The sequence below is a fragment of the Pseudomonas sp. CBZ-4 genome (assembly GCF_000346755.1).
In the GTDB taxonomy this organism is placed as follows: domain Bacteria; phylum Pseudomonadota; class Gammaproteobacteria; order Pseudomonadales; family Pseudomonadaceae; genus Aquipseudomonas.
Map to the genome: position 1 here is coordinate 1 of NZ_ANNV01000074.1, position 19,899 is coordinate 19,899.

Below are 19,899 nucleotides of genomic sequence, written 5' to 3' on the forward strand. Positions count from 1 at the left end.
ACTTTTGCGCTCTTCAAAAGTGAGCCGCCGTAAGGGCGGAACCAATATCAGCAGTTACCTAAATAACGGATATGTACTCCGGCCAAAAACCCTCAGCGCCTGACACATAGCTATCGCAGGCAAGCCAGCTCCCACAGTTGAACCGATTTACATCCGGTGAGACTCGGTCGCAGGACAGTCCGTCACGGGAGCAAGCTCCCTCGCCACAGGTCCAGCAGCAATGCTCACTCTGCCTATCCAAGAGCAGCTCAACAGCCGATACAACGGCAAACACGCCGCCTGGATCAGCAGCATGCGCATCACCTGCATCGCCGTCACCAACGTCACGGCCAACCCCAAGGCCTCGGCGGTCAGGCTCATCTCCGGCGCACTGCCGGGCATCATGCCCAGGGCCAGCGACAGCCACGGCATCCCCAGCCACATCCCCAATGCCCACGCCACCAGCGCAGTGGCGATTATCGAGCCGCTCAGCAACACCAGCACCTTGGCGAGAAAACCCGGGGCGCGGCGGAAAAAGCTGCGGTCAAACGCCGCGCCCAATGCACAGCCGATCAGCAGCTGGCCAGCGCCACTGAGCCAGCCGGGCATGCTCATCGACAAGTTGTTGCAGGCGACGCCCACGGCGCAAATCAGGAACGGGCCAAAGGTCCAGGGATTGGGCAGGTTGCAGCGTTTGAACCCCATCGCTGCCAGCAGGCTGATGCCCAGGATAAAGATCAGCCAGGGCCAGATCACCGGCAATGGCGCGGGGGCAGCGGTAGGCGCCAAGCCAAAGGTCGCGACGGCTGGCACTGCCAGCAGGATCAGCAACAGGCGCAGGCTGTGGGCGGCAGCGATCAAACCGGGGTCGGCTTGGCGCTGGCGGCCCAGGTGGACCATCTCCGTGGAGTTGGCCGGCATCAACGCAAAAAATGCCGTGCCAAAGGCCACGCCCCAGCGGTGCAGCAGCCACACCGAACCCAATGCCAGCACCAGCGTCAGCAGCACCGCCGTGACGATCAACCCGAGGTGCGCGACCACTTGTTGCATCACCGGCAAGGTGAAATGGCAGCCAATGGCCACGGCGACAATCAACTGCCCGGCTTCGCGCCCATGGGGAATTTGCGGAACCATCGCGCCGCCGCATCGGCTGATCAATACCGCCAGCAATGAGCCGATCACCCAGGGCAACGGCCAGCCGGCCCACTGCGCAAGGCTGCCGCCCAAGGCGCCGACAATCAGGGTGACAAGCCAATATTGGCGAAGGTTGAGGGTCATGATGATGTCCGGCATGGAGAAGAATGCCGACAGGTTATAGACTGTCCATCATCACAAAAAATATCCATTTGTGAAGCAACCCATCACTCTTTGTTATGCGAGCCCTCGTGAACCTGAAAGCCCTGGAATACTGCGTGGAAATTGCCCGCCAAGGCAGCTTTACCAAGGCCGCGCAGGCCCTGCATGTGGCGCAGCCGGCGCTGAGCATGGCGGTCAGCCGCCTGGAAGATGAGCTGGGGGTGGCCCTGTTCAACCGCGCCACGCGGCAGATCAGCGTAACGGCCGAAGGCCAGCTGTTCCTCGCCCGCGCCGAAGCCTGCCTGCAAGGGTTGGCCGGTGCCCGTCGAGAGTTACAGGACCTGACGCACTTGCACAGCGGCGAAATCCGCGTCGGCATCCCGCCGATGTACGGCATCCGTCATATTCCTGAGCTGCTGATGCAGTTCCGCGCGCATTACCCGGGCATTGCCATGCACGTGGTGGAAGGCAGTGCCGATGACATCAGCGCGCGCCTGGCAACACGGGATATTGATGTGGCGCTGCTGGAGTCGCGGCGCGTCGATCCGGATTGGCACTCGGTATTGCTGGGCAGCGATGAGATGGTGCTATGCATGCATGAGCAGCACCCGCTGGCGAGCGCCGGCTCGGTCGCGGCAGAGCGCTTGCGGGGTGAACCGATGCTGGTGTTCGACAACACCTTCCTGCAACGTCACCTGCTGGATGCGTTTTGCAGCAATGCCCGGGTGCGTTTCAACGTCGCCCTGGAAAGCAACTTCGTGCCGCTGGTGATTGCCGCCACGCGCAGTGGCATGGGGCTGTCCACCCTGCTGCGCTCGGTTCAGGAACAGGAACCCGGCTTGGCCGGGGTGTCGTTCGAACCCGCGCAGTTCATGCACTTCAACCTGTGCTGGCGGGGCAGCGAATACCTGTCCCAGGCCAATCGGCGGTTTATTGAAACGGCGAAGGTGTATTTCCAGGAAGACGCCAGCTCACCGCTGTCGCACTGAACCGGCTATTTGCGCGCCACTTTGTAGCGCACGCAATCCTGGTAAAAACTCTGGCGGATCGCTTCGGGCTTGAGCCGCGAGCGACTGTCATAGGTCTGTTCGGTGATGCCCATGGCCATCATGCGCATCCACGACTTGTTGAACTTGATCGTCTGGATCTTCTGCCGCGCCGCATACAACGACACCCCCGACAGCTTCAATTCCTGGGCCCTGGCGGCCGTGCCCGCGCCCCAGCTGCACATGTACTTGTCACCCTCGCGCAGCTCCCGTGCCTGCACGGCAGCCGCGCCGCCTGCCAGTGAGCAGGCGATCAGCATGATTCCAACAGTGCGCATTAACATCCCCAACTAACCGCCTGAAAATAAAAGCGATTCTGCCGAGGATTTTGTTACACAGGGGCCATTAAAGTGCCTTATCACCACTGATAGGTGGCGCTCGCTTGTAGCGTGCGCTGTGAGCCATACCAGCACCACGAGTAGGAATAGCACGATGCGACGTACTCTTTATTTGCCAGGTTGGTGGCGTTGAGGGCCAGGCGCAGGTTGTCCTTGAGGCTGGTGATGTTCGGGATGTCGTAATGCACCGCCGCGTCGAACAAGGTGTAGCCCGGCACTTTCAGGGTGTTGGCCGTGTCGCCCCAGGACGAGCCGACATAACGCGCACCGGCGCCGGCACCGAAGCCCTTGAGGTGGCCATCATGGAAGGTGTAGTCCGCCCAGGCCGACGCCGTGTGGCGAGGCACGGCGTAGGTGGTGGTGCCTTCGGCGGCGATGGCCGGGCCTACGCCGATGTCGCTGATGGGCGCATAGCGCACGGTGCTGTTGGACTTGCTGATGCGGTTGTCCAGGTAAGCGTAGGCCGCGGTGATATCCAGGTTGTCGTTGAGGCTGGCCTTGCCTTCCAGTTCAAAACCACGGGATTGCACTTCGCCGTCCTGGCTCTGGCAGCGACCGGTGCCGCACAGATGGGTTGGATCTGGATCGGTGGTCAGCACATTGCTCTGGCGCAGGTCGAAAATCGCCGCGGTGATAAAGCTGTTGCTGCCCGGCGGCTGGTACTTGATGCCGATTTCATACTGCTTGCCTTCGGTCGGCTTGAACACCGAGCCGCCGTAGCCGGTACCCGACTGCGGGTTGAACGACTCCGAGTAGCTGGCATACGGCGCAAGGCCGTTATCAAACAGATAGACCAGGCCGATACGGCCGGTAAAGGCCTTGCTGTCCAGGGAGGACTTGCTCTTGGCGCCGGTGCTGATCGTCTGGGTGCTGTTATCGGTGCTGGCCCAGTCATAACGCCCGCCCAGCAACAGCACCCACTTGTCCCACTTCATCTGTTCTTGCAGGTACACGCCGGTCTGTTCGCTGCGCGAGGTGCCGTCGGTGGTGTATGCCGGTACCGGCACCGCCGCGCCGTACACCGGGTTGAAGATATCCAGGGTCGGCCCGGCGGTGTAGACGCCCGAGCCGGACTTGGTGTCGGTGCTGGTGTTCTGGTAGTCGAGGCCCATCAACACGGTGTGCTGCAACGGGCCGGTATCAAACTTGGCCTGCAGCTGATTGTCGAGGGTGTAGGCGTCCATGTTCACATCGCTGGCGATGGTCGAACGGCGGATGGTGCGATAGTCCGTCATCAGGTAGTTGCTGTAGAGGCTGCGGTACTGGCCTTCGCTGCGCAGGTAACGCGCGTTCTGGCGCACGGTCCAGACGTCGTTGAAGCGGTGTTCGAAGGCGTAACCGATGGAGTAGTACTCGCGGTCACTTTTCTCGAAGTTCTTCTCGCCATCATAGAAACCCACATCGATATCGTGCCCGGTCGGGCTGTGCAGCACCGAGCCCCACGCCGGCACCGAGCCGTAGGACGCGCCCTTGGGGTCCTTCTGGAAATGCCCGAGCAAGGTCAGCGAGGTATCGTCATCCGGGCGCCAGGTGAAGGCGCTGGACAGGGCCTGGCGGCGGGTTTCGGTGTGATCCACCTGCCCGTCGGCATCGTCGAAAAGCCCGGCCACGCGATAGGAATACACGCCCTGGTCATCCATCGGGCCGCTCAGGTCGAAGGTCGTGCGCTTCTTGTCGAAGGTGCCGTACTCCACGCCCACCTCATGAAACGGTGTGTCCAACGGGCGCTTGCTGACCATGTTGATCACACCACTGGGCGTGCCCTGCCCGTACAGCACCGAGGCCGGGCCACGCAGGACTTCGACACGCTCCAGGTCAAAGGCGTCTTTTTGCGGCAATGCGTCGCGGCTCGACGGCATGCGCAGGCCATCGAGGTAAGTGGCGGGCGAAAAACCGCGGATGGTCAACTGGTCGAGACGCGAGGCGGTGGCGCCACGGGTTTCCGGGACCACGGCCGCGCTGTAGCGCAGGATCTGGTTGAGGCTCTCGGCGTTCTGCGCGCGCATCTGGTCTTTGGTGACGATGGAGATCGACTGCGGGGTCTCGATGATCGGCGTGTCGGTCTTGGTGCCCGACAGGCTGCGGGTGGCCACGTAACCGGCTACTGGCCCGGTCGGGCTTTCGCTCTGATAGGCGCCGCTGATGGTGGTGGCCTGCAACTCCATGGCCGCGCCGTTATCCGGGATGGCTTCGAGGCGATAGCGCTCGGCGGAGAGCTTCAGCGCTTGCAGGCCGCTGCCGGCGAGCAACTGGTTCAATGCCACATCGGTGGCGTATTGCCCGCTCAAGCCATTGCTGTGTTTGCCGCGAGTGAGGCCGGCATCGAACGCCAGCACCAGGCCAGCCTGCTCGGCGAGGCTATTGAGGGCCTGGCTCAAATCGCCAGCGGGAATCGAGAAACCGCGCACGCTGCTGGCGCTCTCGGCGGCGCAAACAGACGGGATATTCAGCAACGGCACAGCAGCAAAAGCCATCGCCACTGACAGGGCCAGTGGGTGCAGGGGACGGGCAAGCGACATGGGAAGTCCTGGGTAATAGAGGGTCTATTAACCATGACGGGCAGCTCGAAAGATCGGGCAAGGATGCGAGCGATTTTTATTTGCGCAGGTGTGTTTTCAACCCCACGCCACCACCAGCAATCCCACCCCCAGCACCAAACACAGCGGCGAATAGAAATACGTATCCAGCCGGGCAAACCGCGAACCACCGACCTTCTTGAAAAACCCCACCAGCTCCGAATCGCCAATCGCCCGGGCAAACATGACCAGGGCTATCGCGCTGATCCCCCACTGCAACGCGCCATGGGACACCGCGCTAAAGTACAAACCGGCGCGCAGGCACACGAGCAACGCAATCGCCACCAAGCCCAGTGCCACCAGCAAGGTGCCCAGAGCCGAAGGCTTGAACGCCGGCCTTGGCCCACGGGCAAATTCGCCGGGCAGCTGGGGGATGGCGGCGAGGCTGCCGAGCTTGCCACCGGCAGCCCAGTAAAGGTGGACCATGCTGATGCAGGTAAACACCCCGACGATCCATCGTGCAATGACAAAGCTCATGGCTGGCTCTCCCTGGAAAAGTCCGAAAGAGGATAGTCGCCTTGCGTTTTTTTGCAGGCATTTCGTCGGCGGCTGATGGTAAAGTGCCGCCCCATGAAATTCGCCCGCACCGACCGCTCACTCATTGCCTGGATGCTCTACTGCTGCGTCCTGTTCAATGTGTTCGCCTGCAGCATCGGTCACGGGCAGATGGTCGGCATGCAGCTCAACGGCATCGGCGGCCAGTTCTGTACGGTGGACCCGCGCACCCAGGCGCCCGCCCCTGCCAACTCCACGGATGAGAGCCTGCCGACCCTGGCCAAGGCGTTCGGTTGCCCGCTGTGCTCCAGCGGCGGCATGGGCCCGGCCCTCAGTTCCAGCCTGAATGTGGCGGTATTGCCCCAACCCCATGCGCCACCACCTGCCGTGGTGCTGGCCGCTGACATCCCTGCCCGCTTCACCTGGCCCACGGCGCACCCGCGTGCGCCACCTGCTGTCGCCTGATCCCTTCGCTGTCTGAGCTGCACCGAGCAGTGCATCCCTGAGGGAGTGCGCGCGGCGGTGCGTTGTTTTCAAGCCAAGTTTTTCAGGATTCAACCATGAAACATCTACCCCTGTTGGCGGGCCTGTTCGGCTGCCTGCCTGTCTGCGCCTGGGCCTTAGAGCTGGCGCCCACCACCATCGATGGCGAGCAAAGCGCCGAACCCGGCCTGGCGCTGGATCAATCCAGCGGCATGGCCTCGCGGCTTGGGCTCAGCGTGCGGGAAACCCCGGCGTCGGTGGCCATCGCCAACCGCAACGATATCGAACGCCACGGCGCCAAGACCTTCCGCGATGCGGCCAACACCCTGCCCGGCGTCAACGCCAGCGCCCCGCCTGGGTTTGGCGGGTTTGTGTCCTATCGTGGTTTTACCAGCAGCCAGATCACCCAGATGTTCAACGGGATCAACGTCGCGACCGGCCTGGCCCGCCCGGTGGACGCCTGGATCTACGACCGGGTGGAACTGGTGGGCGGCCCCTCCTCGCTGATCAACGGTGCCGGCTCCGTGGGCGGCTCGCTCAACTACGTGACCAAGCTCGCCGGCCGCGAAGAACAGGCGGCGCAAGGCCAACTCAGCTATGGCAGCTACGACACCACCGGCATCGCCTTCGGCCTCAACCACGCCCTCACCGAGCCAGGCGCCGCGGTGCAGCACTACGCGCGCCTGGATGTGAGCCGCAACACCAACCACAGTTACATCGAGCGCGATCAACGCGAGGCCTGGAGCCTGGCGTTTTCCCTGCTCAGCGACCTCACGCCGGACCTGTCCCACACCCTGGCCCTGGAATACCAGGACGAACATGAGGACAGCCCTTACTGGGGCACCCCGGTGCTCAATCCCAAGGCGGGCGAGTTGAAGATCGACCGGCACAACCGCTTCAACAACTACAACGTCGCCGATGGCCGATATGAGCAGCGCACCCTGTGGGCGCGGTCGATCATCGACTACCGGATCAACGACAGTACCACGTTGAAAAACACCCTCTATCACCTCGACAGCCAGCGCGACTACCGCAACCTGGAAACCTACCAGTACAACGCCGACAACAGCGCGGTAAACCGCTCGACCGCCTATCAGGTGCGCCATCAGGGCGAGCAGAATGGCAACCAGTTCGAGCTGCGCCACGACGCCAGCGTCTTTGGCCTGGCGACCACCTGGTCCGGCGGCTTCGAATACAAAATCAACAGCACCACCAGCAGCCCGCTGCGCGCTGCGGGGAACAGCGCGGTTGACCCAAACCACTTCGACCCGGGGCATTTCTATGCCATCCCGGGCACCCGACCCAGCGTCAACAAGGACAAGACCAACGAGGTCACCACCCGTGCCCTGTTCGTGGAAAACCGCCTGGGCCTTACCGATAAACTCTCACTCCTGACCGGCTTGCGCTATGACGCCATCGACCTGGATGTCACCAACCACAGCACGGTGACCGCCACCAACCCGCGCCACTTCAAACGCCGTTGGGAGCCGTTGACCGGACGCGTCGGCCTGACCTACCAGTTCATCCCCTCGGCAAATGTCTACGTGCAATACAGCACGGCCGCCGAGCAGCCGACCACCACGACGCAGGTGTTCGATGTGTCCACCGGCAAGCAGTGGGAAGTGGGCAGCAAGTTCGATTACCTGGACGGCCGTGGCTCGGCCACCGTTGCCGCCTACCGGATCGAGCGCAAGGACTTTGCCGTCACCGACCCGCTGGACCCGACCAGCAGCATTCCCGTGGGCGCACAGACCTCCCGAGGCCTCGAGTTGGCCAGCTCATTGCGCATCACCCCACGGTTGCTGGCCGAAGGCAACTTCGCCTGGGTGGACGCCGAATACGACGAATTCAACGAGAAGATCGCCAGTGGCGCGGTGGTGTCACGCAAGGGCAACACCCCGACCAACGTGCCCAAGCGCGTGGGCAACCTGTGGCTGACCTATGACTTTGCCGAGGACTGGCAAGGCGGTGTGGATGCACGGTATGTGGCGCAGGTGTATGCGGATAACGCCAACACCCTGAGCGTGCCGGCGTACACGTTGTTGGGAACGTTCCTGCGCTACAAGGTGAATCAACACACCTCAGTGACCGGGCGGGTACGCAACCTGACGAACGAGGTGTATGCCGAGTTTGCCCATGTTTCACCGGCTTACTACCTGGGGTCGCCGAGAACGTTCGAGCTGGCCGTACAAACCAGGTTCTAGACCTGGAATGCAGTGAAACCTGTGGGCGCTGAACTCATGTGGGAGCTGGCTTGCCTGCGATGCAGACAACTCGGTACATCAGGAACACCGAGTCGATGCCATCGCAGGCAAGCCAGCTCCCACATTTTGTTCACCACACATCGGGAAAATCGGGTCAGTTCAGGCTGGCCTCGACCTTTTGCGCCACATCCTCCGGCAACCACGCCTTCCACACCTCAGGGTGTTCCTTGAGAAATGCCTGCGCCACTTCCCGTGGCGCGGTGTGGTTCTCACTCATCGTCGCCAACGCCTTGTTCAGCGGCTCGATGGGAAACTCAACCTTGGTGAAAAACGCAGCAATCTGCGGGTGTTCCTGCTGAAACGGCGTCGACACACCAATACTCAACTTGGACGCCAACGACCGCGTCGGCCTGGGGTTGGGGTTATCGGCATCCGTCAATGTCTTCCAGGCATCGGCATCAAAGGCCGGCTCTTCCAGCTGGATCAGTTTGTAGCGCCCCATCAAGGGCGTCGGCGACCAGTAATAGAACAGCACCGGCTTGCCCCGGCGGATCGACGAAGCAATCTCGGCATCCAGCGCCGCCCCCGAGCCGCTGCGGAAATTCACGTAGCTGTCACTCAAGCCATAGGCCTTGAGCTTTTGCGCGTTGACCACCTCGGAGGTCCAGCCGATCGGGCTGTTGAGAAAGCGCCCCTTGCCGGGCGACTCCGGGTCCTTGAACACGTCCTTGTAGCGCGCCAGGTCCTGTACGCGCTTGAGGTCCGGTGCCAGTGGCTTGAGGCCCTTGGCCGGGTCACCCTTGACCACGTACTCCGGCACCCACCAGCCTTCGGTCGCGCCCTTGACCGTATCCCCCAGGCCCACCACTTTGCCTTCGGCCTCGGCCTTGACCCACACCGGGCTGCGGCCGGCCCACTCTTCGCCGATCACCTGGATGTCGTTCCTGGCCAGGGCCGTTTCCAGGGTAATGGTGGTGCCCGGCAAGGTGTCGGTGGGCAAGTCATAGCCCTTTTCGACGATAACCCGCAGCACTTCGGTGATCAGGCTGCCGCTTTCCCAGTTCAGGTCGGCGAAATGAATCGGCGCCTGGGCGGCCGATACCGGCAATGAAACCATCGACAGGCTCAGTGTCGTCAGCGACACGGCCAACAGCGCTCTAATTCCCTTCATGCCTGCGTACCTCGCGTTTTCGCAGCAACAGCGGACGGCTTTGCTGCCAATGCGCGAAGCCTCTGAATAGTTAAGTCAACTCAACTGTATTAGAGGTTCCGGGAGATACGGATTACACGTGGTGTTTACAACTCACTCACTGGCCTTGAACGTGACGAGTTCACCCTTGCGCCACTTGGCGGCCTTGCCGGTCACGGCCTTGAGGGTCTTGGTCAAGCCTTCCTGCAATTGCTCATTGGCGGCAAACACCAGCATCACGCTGTGGCCTTCCTTGAACACAATGCCCTGGCCTTCAGTGCTGGAAACAAAGGCGTAATCACCCAGGCCATACACCGTCAACTTGATATCGCGAAACTTCAATTCAAACTTGCCACCTTCGCGACTGGGCAACACCGCCGCGCGAAAATGGTCACCCACCTTGAGTTCCAGGCGCTGTTTGTCATCCACCACCAGCGCCGTCTCGGTATCAATCTCGGCGATGTAAATACCTTCCGGCGTCTGTTCAGTGACATAAACAAAACGGGATTGGAACAGCTTGACCAACTTTGCGCGCAAATCACCCAGCACGAATAACGCGTGCATATCCAGATTACTGACTGCCAAGGAAACGCCCCCACATCAAAAGAAGTGCCGACCGCCAGAGCGGACAGCACAAAAATACGGCCGTTACGGCTCGATCACACAACCTGTTCATTGAAAAAAACTGAAGAGACTCCCGATGCTGCGCCCCAAGACGAGTACAGACGTACTCGATGGACCTTGTGCAAGGTCACCAGGCATCACAGCAAATCACAGGTTCGCCGACCCGAGAATACGGGGCGACCCGCTTCAGAGAATAACCCTATTAAAAAGCGTAGCTTCCGACAGGCTACACAAAACTAAATACCTGGCATGGAACCTAATATCGGCCGGCGACGACAATACTAAAACAGCAGCACAGGTCAAAACCACCTGAAACGCTGCTGGCGTGTCACGACGATCGACCGAAAGGAGCTGACCATGCAACCACGCCAACACAACACTGCGTCTGCCAGCACTCATTCATCCCGGCAAGACGAGCGCCAATACTACTGCCTGCCAAGCCTCAGTGGGTACTCGAATTCGGTTCTTTACCAAGTTGTACCTGCCGGGCGGAACTTCTTTCATATTCGCGAAGTGACCAGTGGCCGGGTCATAGGCTTTCGCAGCGACCATATCCGGGCCTGCAAACTGGCCAAGGAACTGGAAGCCAGCCTGTATGGCCCCCATGGCGCAATCGTTTCGTCACCTGGCTGACTTTACTGCGCCGCCGCCCGCCAACAACTGCCATACTGGCCCGTCCATTGAAGTTTGCCCCCTGCGGGTCAGGTTTCATCAGTGCAGTTACCTTGAAGGGAAGGCTATACGTGACGGAATTTGATATTGGTGAATTTTTCATCCATGGCGACGCCAGGGAAGTGGACGGGGAGTTTCAAGCGGTCATCGTGATGCGCGCCAAGCCGCCGCTGAAGGCTGTCACCACGCACCAGGTGGAAAAGGACCGTTGGTTCAAGACCGCAGACGCCGCCGCCATCGCGGGCAAGGAAGCCGCCAAGGCGCTCAAGACCGCCGTCGATTCAGGCGCGCTGACCTCCTGAACCCCGCCCCCCTACACGCCTTCCGGCTTGTACCCCAGTCGCAACCCACCCCAGTGCCGGCCCTTGACCATGATCGGCACCGACAGGTCATGCATCAACTCGCCGGTATCGCGGGTGTAGGTCTGCAGCAATACTGCCTGCTGATGGCTGCCACAGCGAATCCCGGTGCGGTCCTCGAACTTGCGCTTGGTGCGATTCTGCACCGCGTCCACCTGGGCATCGCCGGTCAAGGCTTGGGCAAACGCCTTGTTGTGCGTCGGTACATAGCCTTGCGGCGTGCAGGCAATGGCGAACACCAAGCCCTCGTGACGCGGCAGCAACGCCTCCTGGATCCCCGGTAGCACCTGGTCGGTGTATCCGTCGAAGCGCGTGTGGTACTTGCTCGGCCGCGTGTTCGGGATTGGCGTGTAGCTGCGGTCGAACAAGTCGTCCAGGCTGATGCGGTTTTGCAGCACATCAGCCTCGAACTGCGCGGCGATACGACTCGCGCCTTCACGGGCGAGGTCGTAGATGCGCTGGTGATAGTCATCCAGCCCGACTTCGGCCAGACGCTCACTGATGGTTTCGGCCTGGCCTTCCATCTGCACGGCGGCGTCGGCCAGTTGCCGGGTTTGCTGGTCACTCACGGCCAGGTCGCTGCGCATTTGCTCCACGGCATGGAACAGGCTGTCGAGCTGGGTGCGGTTGGTGTCGGTGCCCTGGGCGATCTCGTTGACCTGCCCTTCCACATCCGCGGCCAGGCTGGCGATGTTCGACAGCTGTTCGCCGGCATGCTCCACCTGCTCGACACCGGTGTTGAGGTCGGCCGACAACTGGCGAATCTGCTCCACCACCTGGGCCGTGCGCTGCTGGATATCCGCGACCATCACCCCGACTTCATCGGTCGCCGTGGCGGTGCGTCCGGCCAACCCGCGCACTTCATCGGCGACCACGGCAAACCCACGGCCATGCTCACCGGCGCGCGCCGCTTCAATCGCCGCGTTCAACGCCAACAGATTGGTCTGGCTGGCGATGGACTGGATGACCAGGGTCACCCGCTGGATTTCCTCACTGCGCTGGCTCAAGGCTTCGATCAATTCGCGGCTGGCATTGGCACGCTGGCTGAGCTGATGCATGCGCGTGATGGACTGCGCCAGCACCTCACGCCCTTCGGTGCTGCGCTGATGGGCCTGGCTGGCCGCACCGAGCGCCTGGCGGCTGAGCTGGGACGTGACCTGCTCGGTGCCGATCATCACTTCGGCGCTGCTGACGATCTGCTTGGCCGCGCTCAACTGCGATTGCAGGCGAGCGGCCAGTTGCTTGACCGAGTAGGCCACGCCGGCAGCGGACAGCGCGTTATGGCTGGTGGTATGGGACAAATCACGCGTCAACTCGCCAATCGCGTCGGTGGCAGCGGACTGCGCGACAACGGGCGTAGGACTTTTCAGGCGAGGCAGCCAGGTCACCAGCAAAACCAGTGGCAGGCAGAGGTACAGCGGCAGGCCGGCAAACACCAGGCCCAACAGGATCAGCACCAGGGCGGTGCTCTGCAAGAGCGGCGTCAGCCAGCCGGGCAGCCCGCGCGCCACCGTGTGCGGTGGCACTGCTGCGCCCATCAGAGATCCGTCTCCAGCCATCGTCGTTACCCCACTGTTTGTCATTATTGTCGCTGCATTAAACGCCACTATCTGGCCATTATCCATGGGCCTTTAGTGGGGTAGCTTGCAGCAGATCAATAGACGGGGCGTAACGGGTATTGCCTGGGGGCCACGTCTGCGCCCCCCCAGCTTCAGCGCATCAGGCTTGGCGCTGGTGCTTGTCGATCTGCTCGTGGCGCTCTTGCGCTTCGATGCAGTACTTGGTGGTCGGGCTGATCAGCAGGCGCTTGAGGCCGATAGGCTCGCCGCTGTCATCACACCAGCCAAAGGAATCTTCCTTGATACGCTCAAGTGCACGCTCAAGTTGCGGCAGCATGCGCTGGTCGCGGTCGATGGCATTCACCAGCCAGGTGCGCTCTTCTTCGACGGAAGCGGCGTCAGCCGGGTCGGCCGGGGTGTCCAGGCTTTCAATGGCGATACGGTTCTGTTCAATGCGCTCGTGGTGTTCCACTTTCATGTCTTGCAGCAACTGCTCAAAAAAAGCGTGCTGTTCGGCATTCATGTAGTCATCCGCCGGCATGGCCAGCAACTTTTCCTTTGTCATTGATTTCTCTATAAAAAATACGTGCATTAAGGCGAATAAGGGAGCGTTCCGGCCGACCTCTGCAGGTCTCGGAAGGGCGCCATCCATTTCAAGCGCCACCCGGCACTCAATTTACGAGGGGCGGCAGTCTAAGGCCGACTTGAGGGCGCAGCAACTGAAAAGACAGGCAATTTTTCCGAGATAACCCTTAAAAGCACCAGGACGGGCTTGTTGGACGGTTATCGGAGTGCGTTTATAGCAAGAAATTCAGTGTTGTGGAGCTATATAGAAGACAAACGGCTTTTGCTGAAGGGCATTTATTAATTGTGGGAGGGGGCTTGCCCCCTCCCACATTGGGCTCTCCTTCAACCATCGAACGCTCTCAGCGTTTGAGCTTGCGCTTGTTGCGGTACTGGTCGATGACCACCGCCACCACGATAATCAGGCCCTTGATGATGTCCTGGATATACGCATCCACCCCGACAAAGGTAAACCCGCTGGCCATCACGCCCAGGATCAGCGCGCCGATCACCGTGCCGGTGATGCGCCCTACCCCGCCCGCCAGGCTGGTACCGCCGATCACGGCAGCCGCAATCGCATCCAGCTCATAGGACATGCCCATGCCAGCCTGACCCGTGGCCGCACGCGCCGAGGCCACTACACCGGCCAGGCCCGCCAGGAGACCGGCGATGCTGTAGACGATGATCAAGTGGCGCTTGACGTTGATCCCGGAGGTCCGCGCCGCCTGCATGTTGCCGCCGATGGCGTAGGTGTACTTGCCGTATTTGGTATAACGCAGGGCGATATGGAAGATCACCGCCACCACCAGGAAGATCACCACTGGCATCGCGCCATGGCCGATGGCCGTGTACGAATCAGACAGCATGCTCACCGGCTGGCCTTCGGTGTAGTAACGCGCCAGGCCACGGGCCGAGACCATCATGCCGAGGGTGGCAATGAACGGCGGGATGCCGGTCACGGCAATGATGCTGCCGTTGATCGCCCCCGCCAGCAGCCCCACGCCCAGCCCCATCGCCACCGGGATCCACACCGGCAAGTCCGTCAGGCTCGGGAACACGGCCCGGGAAAAGTCGGACGTCTGCGCCAAACTGGCAGCGATCATCGCCGAAAGTGCCAGCACCGAGCCGGATGACAGGTCAATCCCGGTGGTGATGATCACCTGGGTCACGCCAATCGCCAGCAGGCCAATGATCGACACTTGCAGGATCATCAGCACCAGGCGCTGGGAGTTCATCAGGAAGCTCTGGTCGCGCACGATCCAGCCAAACAACTCGAACACCAGGCCGATGCCGATCAGCACCAGGAAGATACTCAACTCGGTCGGCATGCGCCGGCGGGTTTTGGTCGGCACCGTGGCCGGTTTGTTATCCGTTATTGCGTTCATAGCCCATCACCTTTTTTTATTCTGTACGTCAGTGAACTGCCGTCATACCGGAAGCCAACTGCATGACTTTTTCCTGGGTCGCTTCGGAGCGATCCAGGGTGCCCATCAATTCGCCTTCGTGCATCACCATGACCCGGTCGCTCATGCCCAGCACTTCGGGCAGCTCCGACGAAATCATGATCACCGCCATGCCTTCGCTGGCAAGGAAGGAGATCAAGCGGTAGATCTCGGCCTTGGCGCCGACGTCGATGCCCCGCGTCGGCTCATCGAGGATCAGCAGGCGTGGGTTGGTCATCAACCAGCGCGCGAGCAAGGCTTTTTGCTGGTTGCCGCCGGACAAGGTGTCGATGCACTGCTCAAGGGACGGGGTTTTCACCCGCAGCTTCTTGCACATGTCCTCGCACAGCGCGCGCAGGGCTTTCTGCTGGATAAAACCGTTGCCCGAATAGTGCGGCAGCACGGCCATTTCCATGTTTTCCAACACCGACAGGCACGGGAACAGGCCACTGAGCTTGCGGTCCTCGGTCAACAGCGCAAAACCTTTCTCGATGGCCATGTGCGGGTCGGTGATGCGCACCGCCTTGCCGTCCAGGGTGACCTGGCCGCTGCTGCTGGGGGTGATGCCGAAAATGGTCTCGGCCACATTGGTGCGGCCCGAGCCCATCAGCCCGGCAATGCCAAGAATTTCGCCGGCATGCAGGTCGAACGAGACATTCTTGAACACGCCGTCCAGTGTCAGCTCGCGCACCGACATCAGCAGGTCACCGATGGGCGTCTCGCGCACCGGGAACAACTGGCTCAGCTCACGCCCCACCATCATCGAGATCAGGCTGTCGCTGTTCATGCTGTCGGCGCGTTGCAGGCCGATGTAATGTCCGTCACGGAACACCGCCACTTCATCGGCAATCGCAAACACTTCGTTCATCTTATGCGTGATGTAGACGATGCCTTTGCCCTGGGACTTGAGATCGGCAATGATCGAAAACAGGTGGGCCACTTCCTTGTCGGTAATGGCCGAAGTCGGTTCATCCATGATCAGGATGTCGGAGTCGTAGGACACCGCCTTGGCAATCTCGACCATCTGCCGCTCAGCGATGCTCAGGTTGCCGACGTGTTCTTCCGGGTCCAGGTTGATGCGCAGGCGGGCCAGCAACTCGGCGGTGCAGCGGTGCATTTCGCGGTGGTTGACCATGTGCAGGCCGTTGAGCTGCTCGCGGCCGATCCAGATGTTCTCGGCGATGCTCATGTGCGGCATCAGGTTGAGTTCCTGGTGGATCATCGCGATCCCGGCCTTTTGCGCCGCCAGCGGCGTCTCGAACACGATGGGCTTGCCCCGCAGGCGGATTTCCCCGGCGTCGGGCTGGTAGATGCCGGCGATGATTTTCATCAGCGTCGACTTGCCCGCACCGTTCTCGCCCATCAGCGCCAGTACCGTACCCGGGCGTACCCGCAGTTGCACATCGGCCAGGGCCACGACGCCGGGAAAGCCTTTGCTGATGTTGACGATTTCCAACAGGTAGGGTTCTTCCAACTCAATCGGCTGGACGCCGAGAGGCTGCGAGACAGTGGCTTGAGCGAGCATAGGGAGGTACTCCATCGGCAGGGCGGCCGCACAGCTGCCCTGCTGGCTTATTGTTGTTATTTGAAGTCTTTGACGTTTTCGGGGGTGATCAGCTGGAACGGGATCACCACGTTCTGCTCGATAGGCTCGTTCTTAGCCATCTTGCGCGCCGTCTCAACCGACTTGTCCGCTTGGCCCTTGGCATCCTGGAAAGCCGACACAGTCATGTCACCTTTAGTGATCGCATTCAAACCATCCGGCGTGCCGTCAACACCGGCGATCAGCACGCCTTTCTTACCTGCCGACTTCAGGGCCATGGAAGCACCGATCGCCATCTCGTCGTTGTTGGAGAGCACCGCCTGGAAGTCGCGCCCTTGGGTCAGCCAATCGTTGACCAGAGTCATGCCCTTGTCACGCAGCCATATCCCGGTCTGCTCCTGTTCGATCTTGATGCCCGGGTATTTGGCCAGGACTTCCTTCACACCTTTGGTACGGTTGGAGGTGGAGTTATTCGCCAAGTCACCCAGCAGAATCACAATATTGCCTTTGCCGTCGAGTTTCTCCGCGATGTACTGCATTTGCAGCTTGCCTGCCTCGACGTCGTCGGAGGTGACCGCGGCTACGCCGGGGGCCAATGTTGCGCTGTCAGGGCGGCGATTGACGAATACCAGCGGTATTTTCGCCGCGGTAGCAGCCTTGATGATGTTTGCAGTCGAGGCTGTATCAACCGGGTTAACGATGATCGCATCGACTTTTTGGCTGATAAAGTTCTCGACCTGGCTAAGTTGCTTCACCACATCGGCGCGGGCATCTTCAAACTGCAGCTGCACGCCGTCACCCTTTGGGTAGGACTTGGCTTGCTTGTCCATGTCTTCGCGCAGGTAGGTAAGAAAAGTGTCGTCGAAGGCGGACATACTCACGCCTATCTTGAGATCGGCAGCTGAAGCAGCACCACTGCCCAGCAACAGGGACAAGGCCAGCGCGGTAAAACGGATCGGGGTCTTCATGAACGGTCTGTCTCCACTTTCTTGTTGGTTTTTTTGGACGTTGCGTTTATCAGCGTTCGGCAGGCAGCCGAACGACGGGGGCACCTGGAATGCAGCAGACCAGGGCGCCTTTGTTTTCGACGCACAACACATTGAGAAAGGAGAAGTAGAACGGCCGGGCGCGGGGCAGGCCGCGGGGCGCAAGGGCTGGGCGTAAAACTCGCAGTACAGCGTTGAAGATTTTCATCTGACGGTACCTGGTTGTTTTTGATCTTGTTTTTGTTGAGCCGCCGGGATCGAGCCCGAGACGTACTTTATGCAACCTGGAAAAGACTTTATTGGAAAATAATTTCCATATCAACCTGTTTTAGAATTTTATTCTATTTTTGTTGAAACCACCTGCTGGCGCTCGGCGCTGAGGCGTGCGGCGTCCAATATACGGGTGGTTTCCAGCGCGTCATAGGCGTCCACCGGCAACGGCCCCTGCCCTTGCACAGCCCGTTGCAACTGCTGATAGAACTGCGTCCAGCAGCCCTTTTCCGACGGCACCCGCTCGCGCTCCGAGCCTTGTTCGAACCAGCCCCAGCGCCGGTGTTCTTCCGCGCCCCAATGCTCGCCTTCGGTTTTCGGGGTCTTGCCGGCCATCAACGCCTCTTCCTGGCCGTCCAGCCCTTCGACGGTGTAACAACCCAAGGTGCCACTTACGCGAAAGCGCGGCGCCTGGCTGTTTTGCAAGGCGCTGCCCCACAGGTGGGAAATCACGCCATTGGCGTGGGTCAGGGAGACGAAAAAACCATGATCGAGGCTCGGGTGCTCCGCGCTGAACTGTAGCTGCGCGAAAACCTGATCCACCGGACCGAACAGTTGCAGGGCCTGGTCCACCAGATGGCTGCCGAGGTCACGCAACCAACCGCCGCCGCTGGCATTGCCGACGGCTTGCGGGCTGTAGCGTTCCACACGGGATTCAAAGCGGGTGATGCTGCCCAGGGCGCCGGCATCGATGAGTTTGCGCAGGGTCAGGTAGTCCGAATCCCAGCGCCGGTTCTGGTAGACGCTGAGCAGCACCTCATGGCGTTCGGCGGCGGTAATCAACGCCTGGGCCTGTTCGGCGTTGGCGGCGAAGGGTTTGTCGCTGACCACCGGGATGCCGTGTTCGATGGCTTCCAGCACCAGCGCGGGCCGGCCTTTGAGGGTGGTGGAGATGACCAGGGCGTCGACACCGGCTTCGACGATCTGGCCGATGGAATCAAAGGCCTTGAGGCCGGGATGGTCGCTTGCCAACTGCTGGCGGCGTTCGGGGGATCGTGTGACGACGCCGACAAAGGTGGCGCCGGGCAAGGTTGCAATCAGCGGCGCATGAAAAAAGCGCCCTCCGTGGCCGTAGCCGACTAGTCCGATTCGCATGATTTCACTCCTTACTTGAACTGCAAACCCGATGCAAATGTGGGAGCTGGCTTGCCTGCGATAGCGGTGTGTCAGACTACACATCTGTAACTGATGTACCGCTATCGCAGGCAAGCCAGCTCCCACAGTTTGAATCGGGTTTCTTCAGTGGGTTAGCCGTAGAAGTGCGGGCGATCCGGCAAGCTCACTTTCACAATCTGCTCGCTGTTCTGCGCTTCAATGCACGCATCCGCCGCCACCGCTGCCGCAAAGCCATCCCACGCCGAAGGCCCACCCACCTGCCCCGCACGCACGCTGTCGATAAACGCCTGCAACTCCACGTCATACGCACCGATAAAACGGTCCTTCCAATCCATCAGAATCGCATTCGACAGCTTCGCACCGCTGCGCAGTTGCACCTGTGAAGGCTCCGGCAGCTTGGCGATACCGGTCTCCCCCACCACTTCGCACTGGATGTCGTAGCCGTATTGGCAGTTCACAAACACTTCCACGTCGATGCGCGTGCCCTTGGCGGTTTCCAGCAGCACGATCTGCGGGTCGCGCAGGTGGGCCAGGGCCTTGCTGGTCTTGCGCGGGAACACCACCTGCACCGACACGTAGTCGTCGTTGAGCAGCCAGCGCAACACATCCAGCTCGTGGATCAGGGTGTCGGTGATCGCCATGTCGGTCTTGTAGTTCTCGCCCACCGTCGGGTTGCGGTGCGCGCAGTGCAGCATCAGCGGCTCGCCGATCTGGCCGCTGTCGATCACCGCTTTCAGGGCGCGATAACCTTCGTCATACGGGCGCATGAAGCCCACTTGCACCAGGCGCTTGCCGTAGGCGACTTCGGCGTCGACGATCTTGCGGCAGCCGGCGGCGGTAACCGCCAAGGGTTTTTCGCAGAACACCGGCTTGCCCGCAGCAATGGCGGCGAGCACGAACTCTTCATGGCTCGGGCCCCAGGAGGTGACGAGCACCGCCTCCACTTCTGGCGAATTGATCAGCGCGTGGCCGTCGGCATACACCTCGGCGCTGATGTTCAAGTCCGCCACCACCTTGGCCGCTTGCTCCAGGTTGATGTCGGTCACCGCCACCACCTGGCTGTTGAGCAGGGTCTGGCTGCAACGACGGATGTGGTCACGGCCGATGGCGCCGGTACCGATGACTCCAAGCTTCAACGACATGTAAAAACTCCTCTTG

General features: G+C 61.0%; 19 protein-coding genes. 6 read left to right on the forward strand and 13 right to left on the reverse strand.

What is annotated here, in order from left to right:
• Positions 1 to 147: 147 nt before the first annotated feature.
• Entirely contained in the window at positions 148 to 1,257 is a 1,110-nt protein-coding gene (locus B348_RS0109010) for an AbrB family transcriptional regulator (protein WP_157356490.1), read from the reverse strand.
• Positions 1,258 to 1,364: 107 nt separating this feature from the next.
• Here B348_RS0109010 and B348_RS0109015 point away from each other — a divergent pair, with 107 nt between their 5' ends.
• Positions 1,365 to 2,264: a LysR family transcriptional regulator gene (locus B348_RS0109015; RefSeq protein WP_017735796.1), complete on the forward strand. Its 900-nt coding sequence runs from the start codon at positions 1,365 to 1,367 to the stop codon at positions 2,262 to 2,264.
• 5 nt (positions 2,265 to 2,269) lie between these two features.
• On the opposite strand, the gene B348_RS0109020 is transcribed toward B348_RS0109015, so the two are convergent.
• From B348_RS0109020 to B348_RS0109030, 3 genes are all read right to left on the reverse strand, one after another.
• Positions 2,270 to 2,599 (reverse strand): hypothetical protein, encoded by a 330-nt coding sequence (locus B348_RS0109020; RefSeq protein ID WP_026136677.1) that lies wholly within the window; start codon positions 2,597 to 2,599, stop codon positions 2,270 to 2,272.
• 80 nt (positions 2,600 to 2,679) lie between these two features.
• Positions 2,680 to 5,178, reverse strand: coding sequence for a TonB-dependent siderophore receptor (locus tag B348_RS0109025; protein WP_017735798.1), 2,499 nt, complete (start codon positions 5,176 to 5,178; stop codon positions 2,680 to 2,682).
• A 96-nt stretch (positions 5,179 to 5,274) separates the two neighbouring features.
• Positions 5,275 to 5,712, reverse strand: a complete 438-nt coding sequence (locus B348_RS0109030) for a DUF3995 domain-containing protein (protein WP_017735799.1) — start codon at positions 5,710 to 5,712, stop codon at positions 5,275 to 5,277.
• Positions 5,713 to 5,805: 93 nt separating this feature from the next.
• On the opposite strand from B348_RS0109030, the gene B348_RS0109035 reads away from it, so the two are divergent.
• The gene (locus B348_RS0109035) at positions 5,806 to 6,195 is read left to right on the forward strand and encodes a DUF2946 domain-containing protein (protein ID WP_017735800.1); all 390 of its coding nucleotides are present in this window, start codon (positions 5,806 to 5,808) and stop codon (positions 6,193 to 6,195) included.
• A gap of 95 nt (positions 6,196 to 6,290) precedes the next feature.
• Complete coding sequence (locus tag B348_RS0109040; RefSeq protein ID WP_017735801.1) at positions 6,291 to 8,417, forward strand: TonB-dependent siderophore receptor; 2,127 nt, start codon at positions 6,291 to 6,293, stop codon at positions 8,415 to 8,417.
• A 154-nt stretch (positions 8,418 to 8,571) separates the two neighbouring features.
• Here the strand turns inward: B348_RS0109040 and B348_RS0109045 are convergent, their stop codons facing one another.
• Positions 8,572 to 9,588, reverse strand: coding sequence for an ABC transporter substrate-binding protein (locus B348_RS0109045; RefSeq protein WP_026136678.1), 1,017 nt, complete (start codon positions 9,586 to 9,588; stop codon positions 8,572 to 8,574).
• Between the two features lie 132 nt (positions 9,589 to 9,720).
• The gene (locus B348_RS0109050; RefSeq protein WP_017735803.1) at positions 9,721 to 10,170 is read right to left on the reverse strand and encodes a hypothetical protein; all 450 of its coding nucleotides are present in this window, start codon (positions 10,168 to 10,170) and stop codon (positions 9,721 to 9,723) included.
• Between the two features lie 417 nt (positions 10,171 to 10,587).
• On the opposite strand from B348_RS0109050, the gene B348_RS1000000130790 reads away from it, so the two are divergent.
• The gene (locus tag B348_RS1000000130790; RefSeq protein WP_081609215.1) at positions 10,588 to 10,863 is read left to right on the forward strand and encodes a hypothetical protein; all 276 of its coding nucleotides are present in this window, start codon (positions 10,588 to 10,590) and stop codon (positions 10,861 to 10,863) included.
• A 110-nt stretch (positions 10,864 to 10,973) separates the two neighbouring features.
• The gene (locus B348_RS0109060) at positions 10,974 to 11,204 is read left to right on the forward strand and encodes a hypothetical protein (protein WP_017735805.1); all 231 of its coding nucleotides are present in this window, start codon (positions 10,974 to 10,976) and stop codon (positions 11,202 to 11,204) included.
• An 11-nt stretch (positions 11,205 to 11,215) separates the two neighbouring features.
• On the opposite strand, the gene B348_RS0109065 is transcribed toward B348_RS0109060, so the two are convergent.
• The 5 genes from B348_RS0109065 to B348_RS0109085 all read right to left on the reverse strand — a co-directional run bounded on the left by B348_RS0109065 (position 11,216) and on the right by B348_RS0109085 (position 17,337).
• The gene (locus B348_RS0109065; RefSeq protein WP_371105867.1) at positions 11,216 to 12,886 is read right to left on the reverse strand and encodes a methyl-accepting chemotaxis protein; all 1,671 of its coding nucleotides are present in this window, start codon (positions 12,884 to 12,886) and stop codon (positions 11,216 to 11,218) included.
• 94 nt (positions 12,887 to 12,980) lie between these two features.
• On the reverse strand, positions 12,981 to 13,385 hold the full coding sequence (locus B348_RS0109070; protein WP_010564800.1) for a TraR/DksA C4-type zinc finger protein: 405 nt from the start codon (positions 13,383 to 13,385) through the stop codon (positions 12,981 to 12,983).
• A 361-nt stretch (positions 13,386 to 13,746) separates the two neighbouring features.
• The gene (locus tag B348_RS0109075; RefSeq protein ID WP_017735807.1) at positions 13,747 to 14,769 is read right to left on the reverse strand and encodes an ABC transporter permease; all 1,023 of its coding nucleotides are present in this window, start codon (positions 14,767 to 14,769) and stop codon (positions 13,747 to 13,749) included.
• A gap of 28 nt (positions 14,770 to 14,797) precedes the next feature.
• On the reverse strand, positions 14,798 to 16,351 hold the full coding sequence (locus B348_RS0109080) for a sugar ABC transporter ATP-binding protein (protein WP_017735808.1): 1,554 nt from the start codon (positions 16,349 to 16,351) through the stop codon (positions 14,798 to 14,800).
• A gap of 56 nt (positions 16,352 to 16,407) precedes the next feature.
• On the reverse strand, positions 16,408 to 17,337 hold the full coding sequence (locus B348_RS0109085) for a sugar ABC transporter substrate-binding protein (protein ID WP_017735809.1): 930 nt from the start codon (positions 17,335 to 17,337) through the stop codon (positions 16,408 to 16,410).
• Between B348_RS0109085 and B348_RS1000000131730 the strand changes: the two genes are divergently transcribed.
• The gene (locus B348_RS1000000131730) at positions 17,336 to 17,533 is read left to right on the forward strand and encodes a hypothetical protein (protein ID WP_177325323.1); all 198 of its coding nucleotides are present in this window, start codon (positions 17,336 to 17,338) and stop codon (positions 17,531 to 17,533) included. The genes B348_RS0109085 and B348_RS1000000131730 overlap by 2 nt on opposite strands.
• 158 nt (positions 17,534 to 17,691) lie before the next feature.
• Here the strand turns inward: B348_RS1000000131730 and B348_RS0109090 are convergent, their stop codons facing one another.
• Together B348_RS0109090 and B348_RS0109095 are read right to left on the reverse strand one after the other, a co-directional pair.
• Positions 17,692 to 18,720: a Gfo/Idh/MocA family oxidoreductase gene (locus tag B348_RS0109090; RefSeq protein WP_017735810.1), complete on the reverse strand. Its 1,029-nt coding sequence runs from the start codon at positions 18,718 to 18,720 to the stop codon at positions 17,692 to 17,694.
• 152 nt (positions 18,721 to 18,872) lie between these two features.
• Positions 18,873 to 19,883 carry a Gfo/Idh/MocA family protein gene (locus B348_RS0109095; protein WP_017735811.1) on the reverse strand — a complete coding sequence of 337 codons (1,011 nt, stop codon included), beginning with the start codon at positions 19,881 to 19,883 and terminating at the stop codon, positions 18,873 to 18,875.
• Positions 19,884 to 19,899: the final 16 nt, after the last annotated feature.

Excerpts from the sequence above, each read along its gene's own strand:
- B348_RS0109010 (WP_157356490.1), bottom strand. The coding sequence starts at position 1,257 with ATGACCCTCAACCTTCGCCAATATTGGCTTGTCACCCTGATTGTCGGC.
- B348_RS0109020 (WP_026136677.1), bottom strand. The coding sequence starts at position 2,599 with ATGCGCACTGTTGGAATCATGCTGATCGCCTGCTCACTGGCAGGCGGC.
- B348_RS0109025 (WP_017735798.1), bottom strand. The coding sequence starts at position 5,178 with ATGTCGCTTGCCCGTCCCCTGCACCCACTGGCCCTGTCAGTGGCGATG.
- B348_RS0109030 (WP_017735799.1), bottom strand. The coding sequence starts at position 5,712 with ATGAGCTTTGTCATTGCACGATGGATCGTCGGGGTGTTTACCTGCATC.
- B348_RS0109035 (WP_017735800.1), top strand. The coding sequence starts at position 5,806 with ATGAAATTCGCCCGCACCGACCGCTCACTCATTGCCTGGATGCTCTAC.
- B348_RS0109040 (WP_017735801.1), top strand. The coding sequence starts at position 6,291 with ATGAAACATCTACCCCTGTTGGCGGGCCTGTTCGGCTGCCTGCCTGTC.
- B348_RS0109045 (WP_026136678.1), bottom strand. The coding sequence starts at position 9,588 with ATGAAGGGAATTAGAGCGCTGTTGGCCGTGTCGCTGACGACACTGAGC.
- B348_RS0109050 (WP_017735803.1), bottom strand. The coding sequence starts at position 10,170 with ATGCACGCGTTATTCGTGCTGGGTGATTTGCGCGCAAAGTTGGTCAAG.
- B348_RS1000000130790 (WP_081609215.1), top strand. The coding sequence starts at position 10,588 with ATGCAACCACGCCAACACAACACTGCGTCTGCCAGCACTCATTCATCC.
- B348_RS0109065 (WP_371105867.1), bottom strand. The coding sequence starts at position 12,886 with ATGGATAATGGCCAGATAGTGGCGTTTAATGCAGCGACAATAATGACA.
- B348_RS0109070 (WP_010564800.1), bottom strand. The coding sequence starts at position 13,385 with ATGACAAAGGAAAAGTTGCTGGCCATGCCGGCGGATGACTACATGAAT.
- B348_RS0109075 (WP_017735807.1), bottom strand. The coding sequence starts at position 14,769 with ATGAACGCAATAACGGATAACAAACCGGCCACGGTGCCGACCAAAACC.
- B348_RS0109080 (WP_017735808.1), bottom strand. The coding sequence starts at position 16,351 with ATGCTCGCTCAAGCCACTGTCTCGCAGCCTCTCGGCGTCCAGCCGATT.
- B348_RS1000000131730 (WP_177325323.1), top strand. The coding sequence starts at position 17,336 with ATGAACGGTCTGTCTCCACTTTCTTGTTGGTTTTTTTGGACGTTGCGT.
- B348_RS0109085 (WP_017735809.1), bottom strand. The coding sequence starts at position 17,337 with ATGAAGACCCCGATCCGTTTTACCGCGCTGGCCTTGTCCCTGTTGCTG.
- B348_RS0109090 (WP_017735810.1), bottom strand. The coding sequence starts at position 18,720 with ATGCGAATCGGACTAGTCGGCTACGGCCACGGAGGGCGCTTTTTTCAT.
- B348_RS0109095 (WP_017735811.1), bottom strand. The coding sequence starts at position 19,883 with ATGTCGTTGAAGCTTGGAGTCATCGGTACCGGCGCCATCGGCCGTGAC.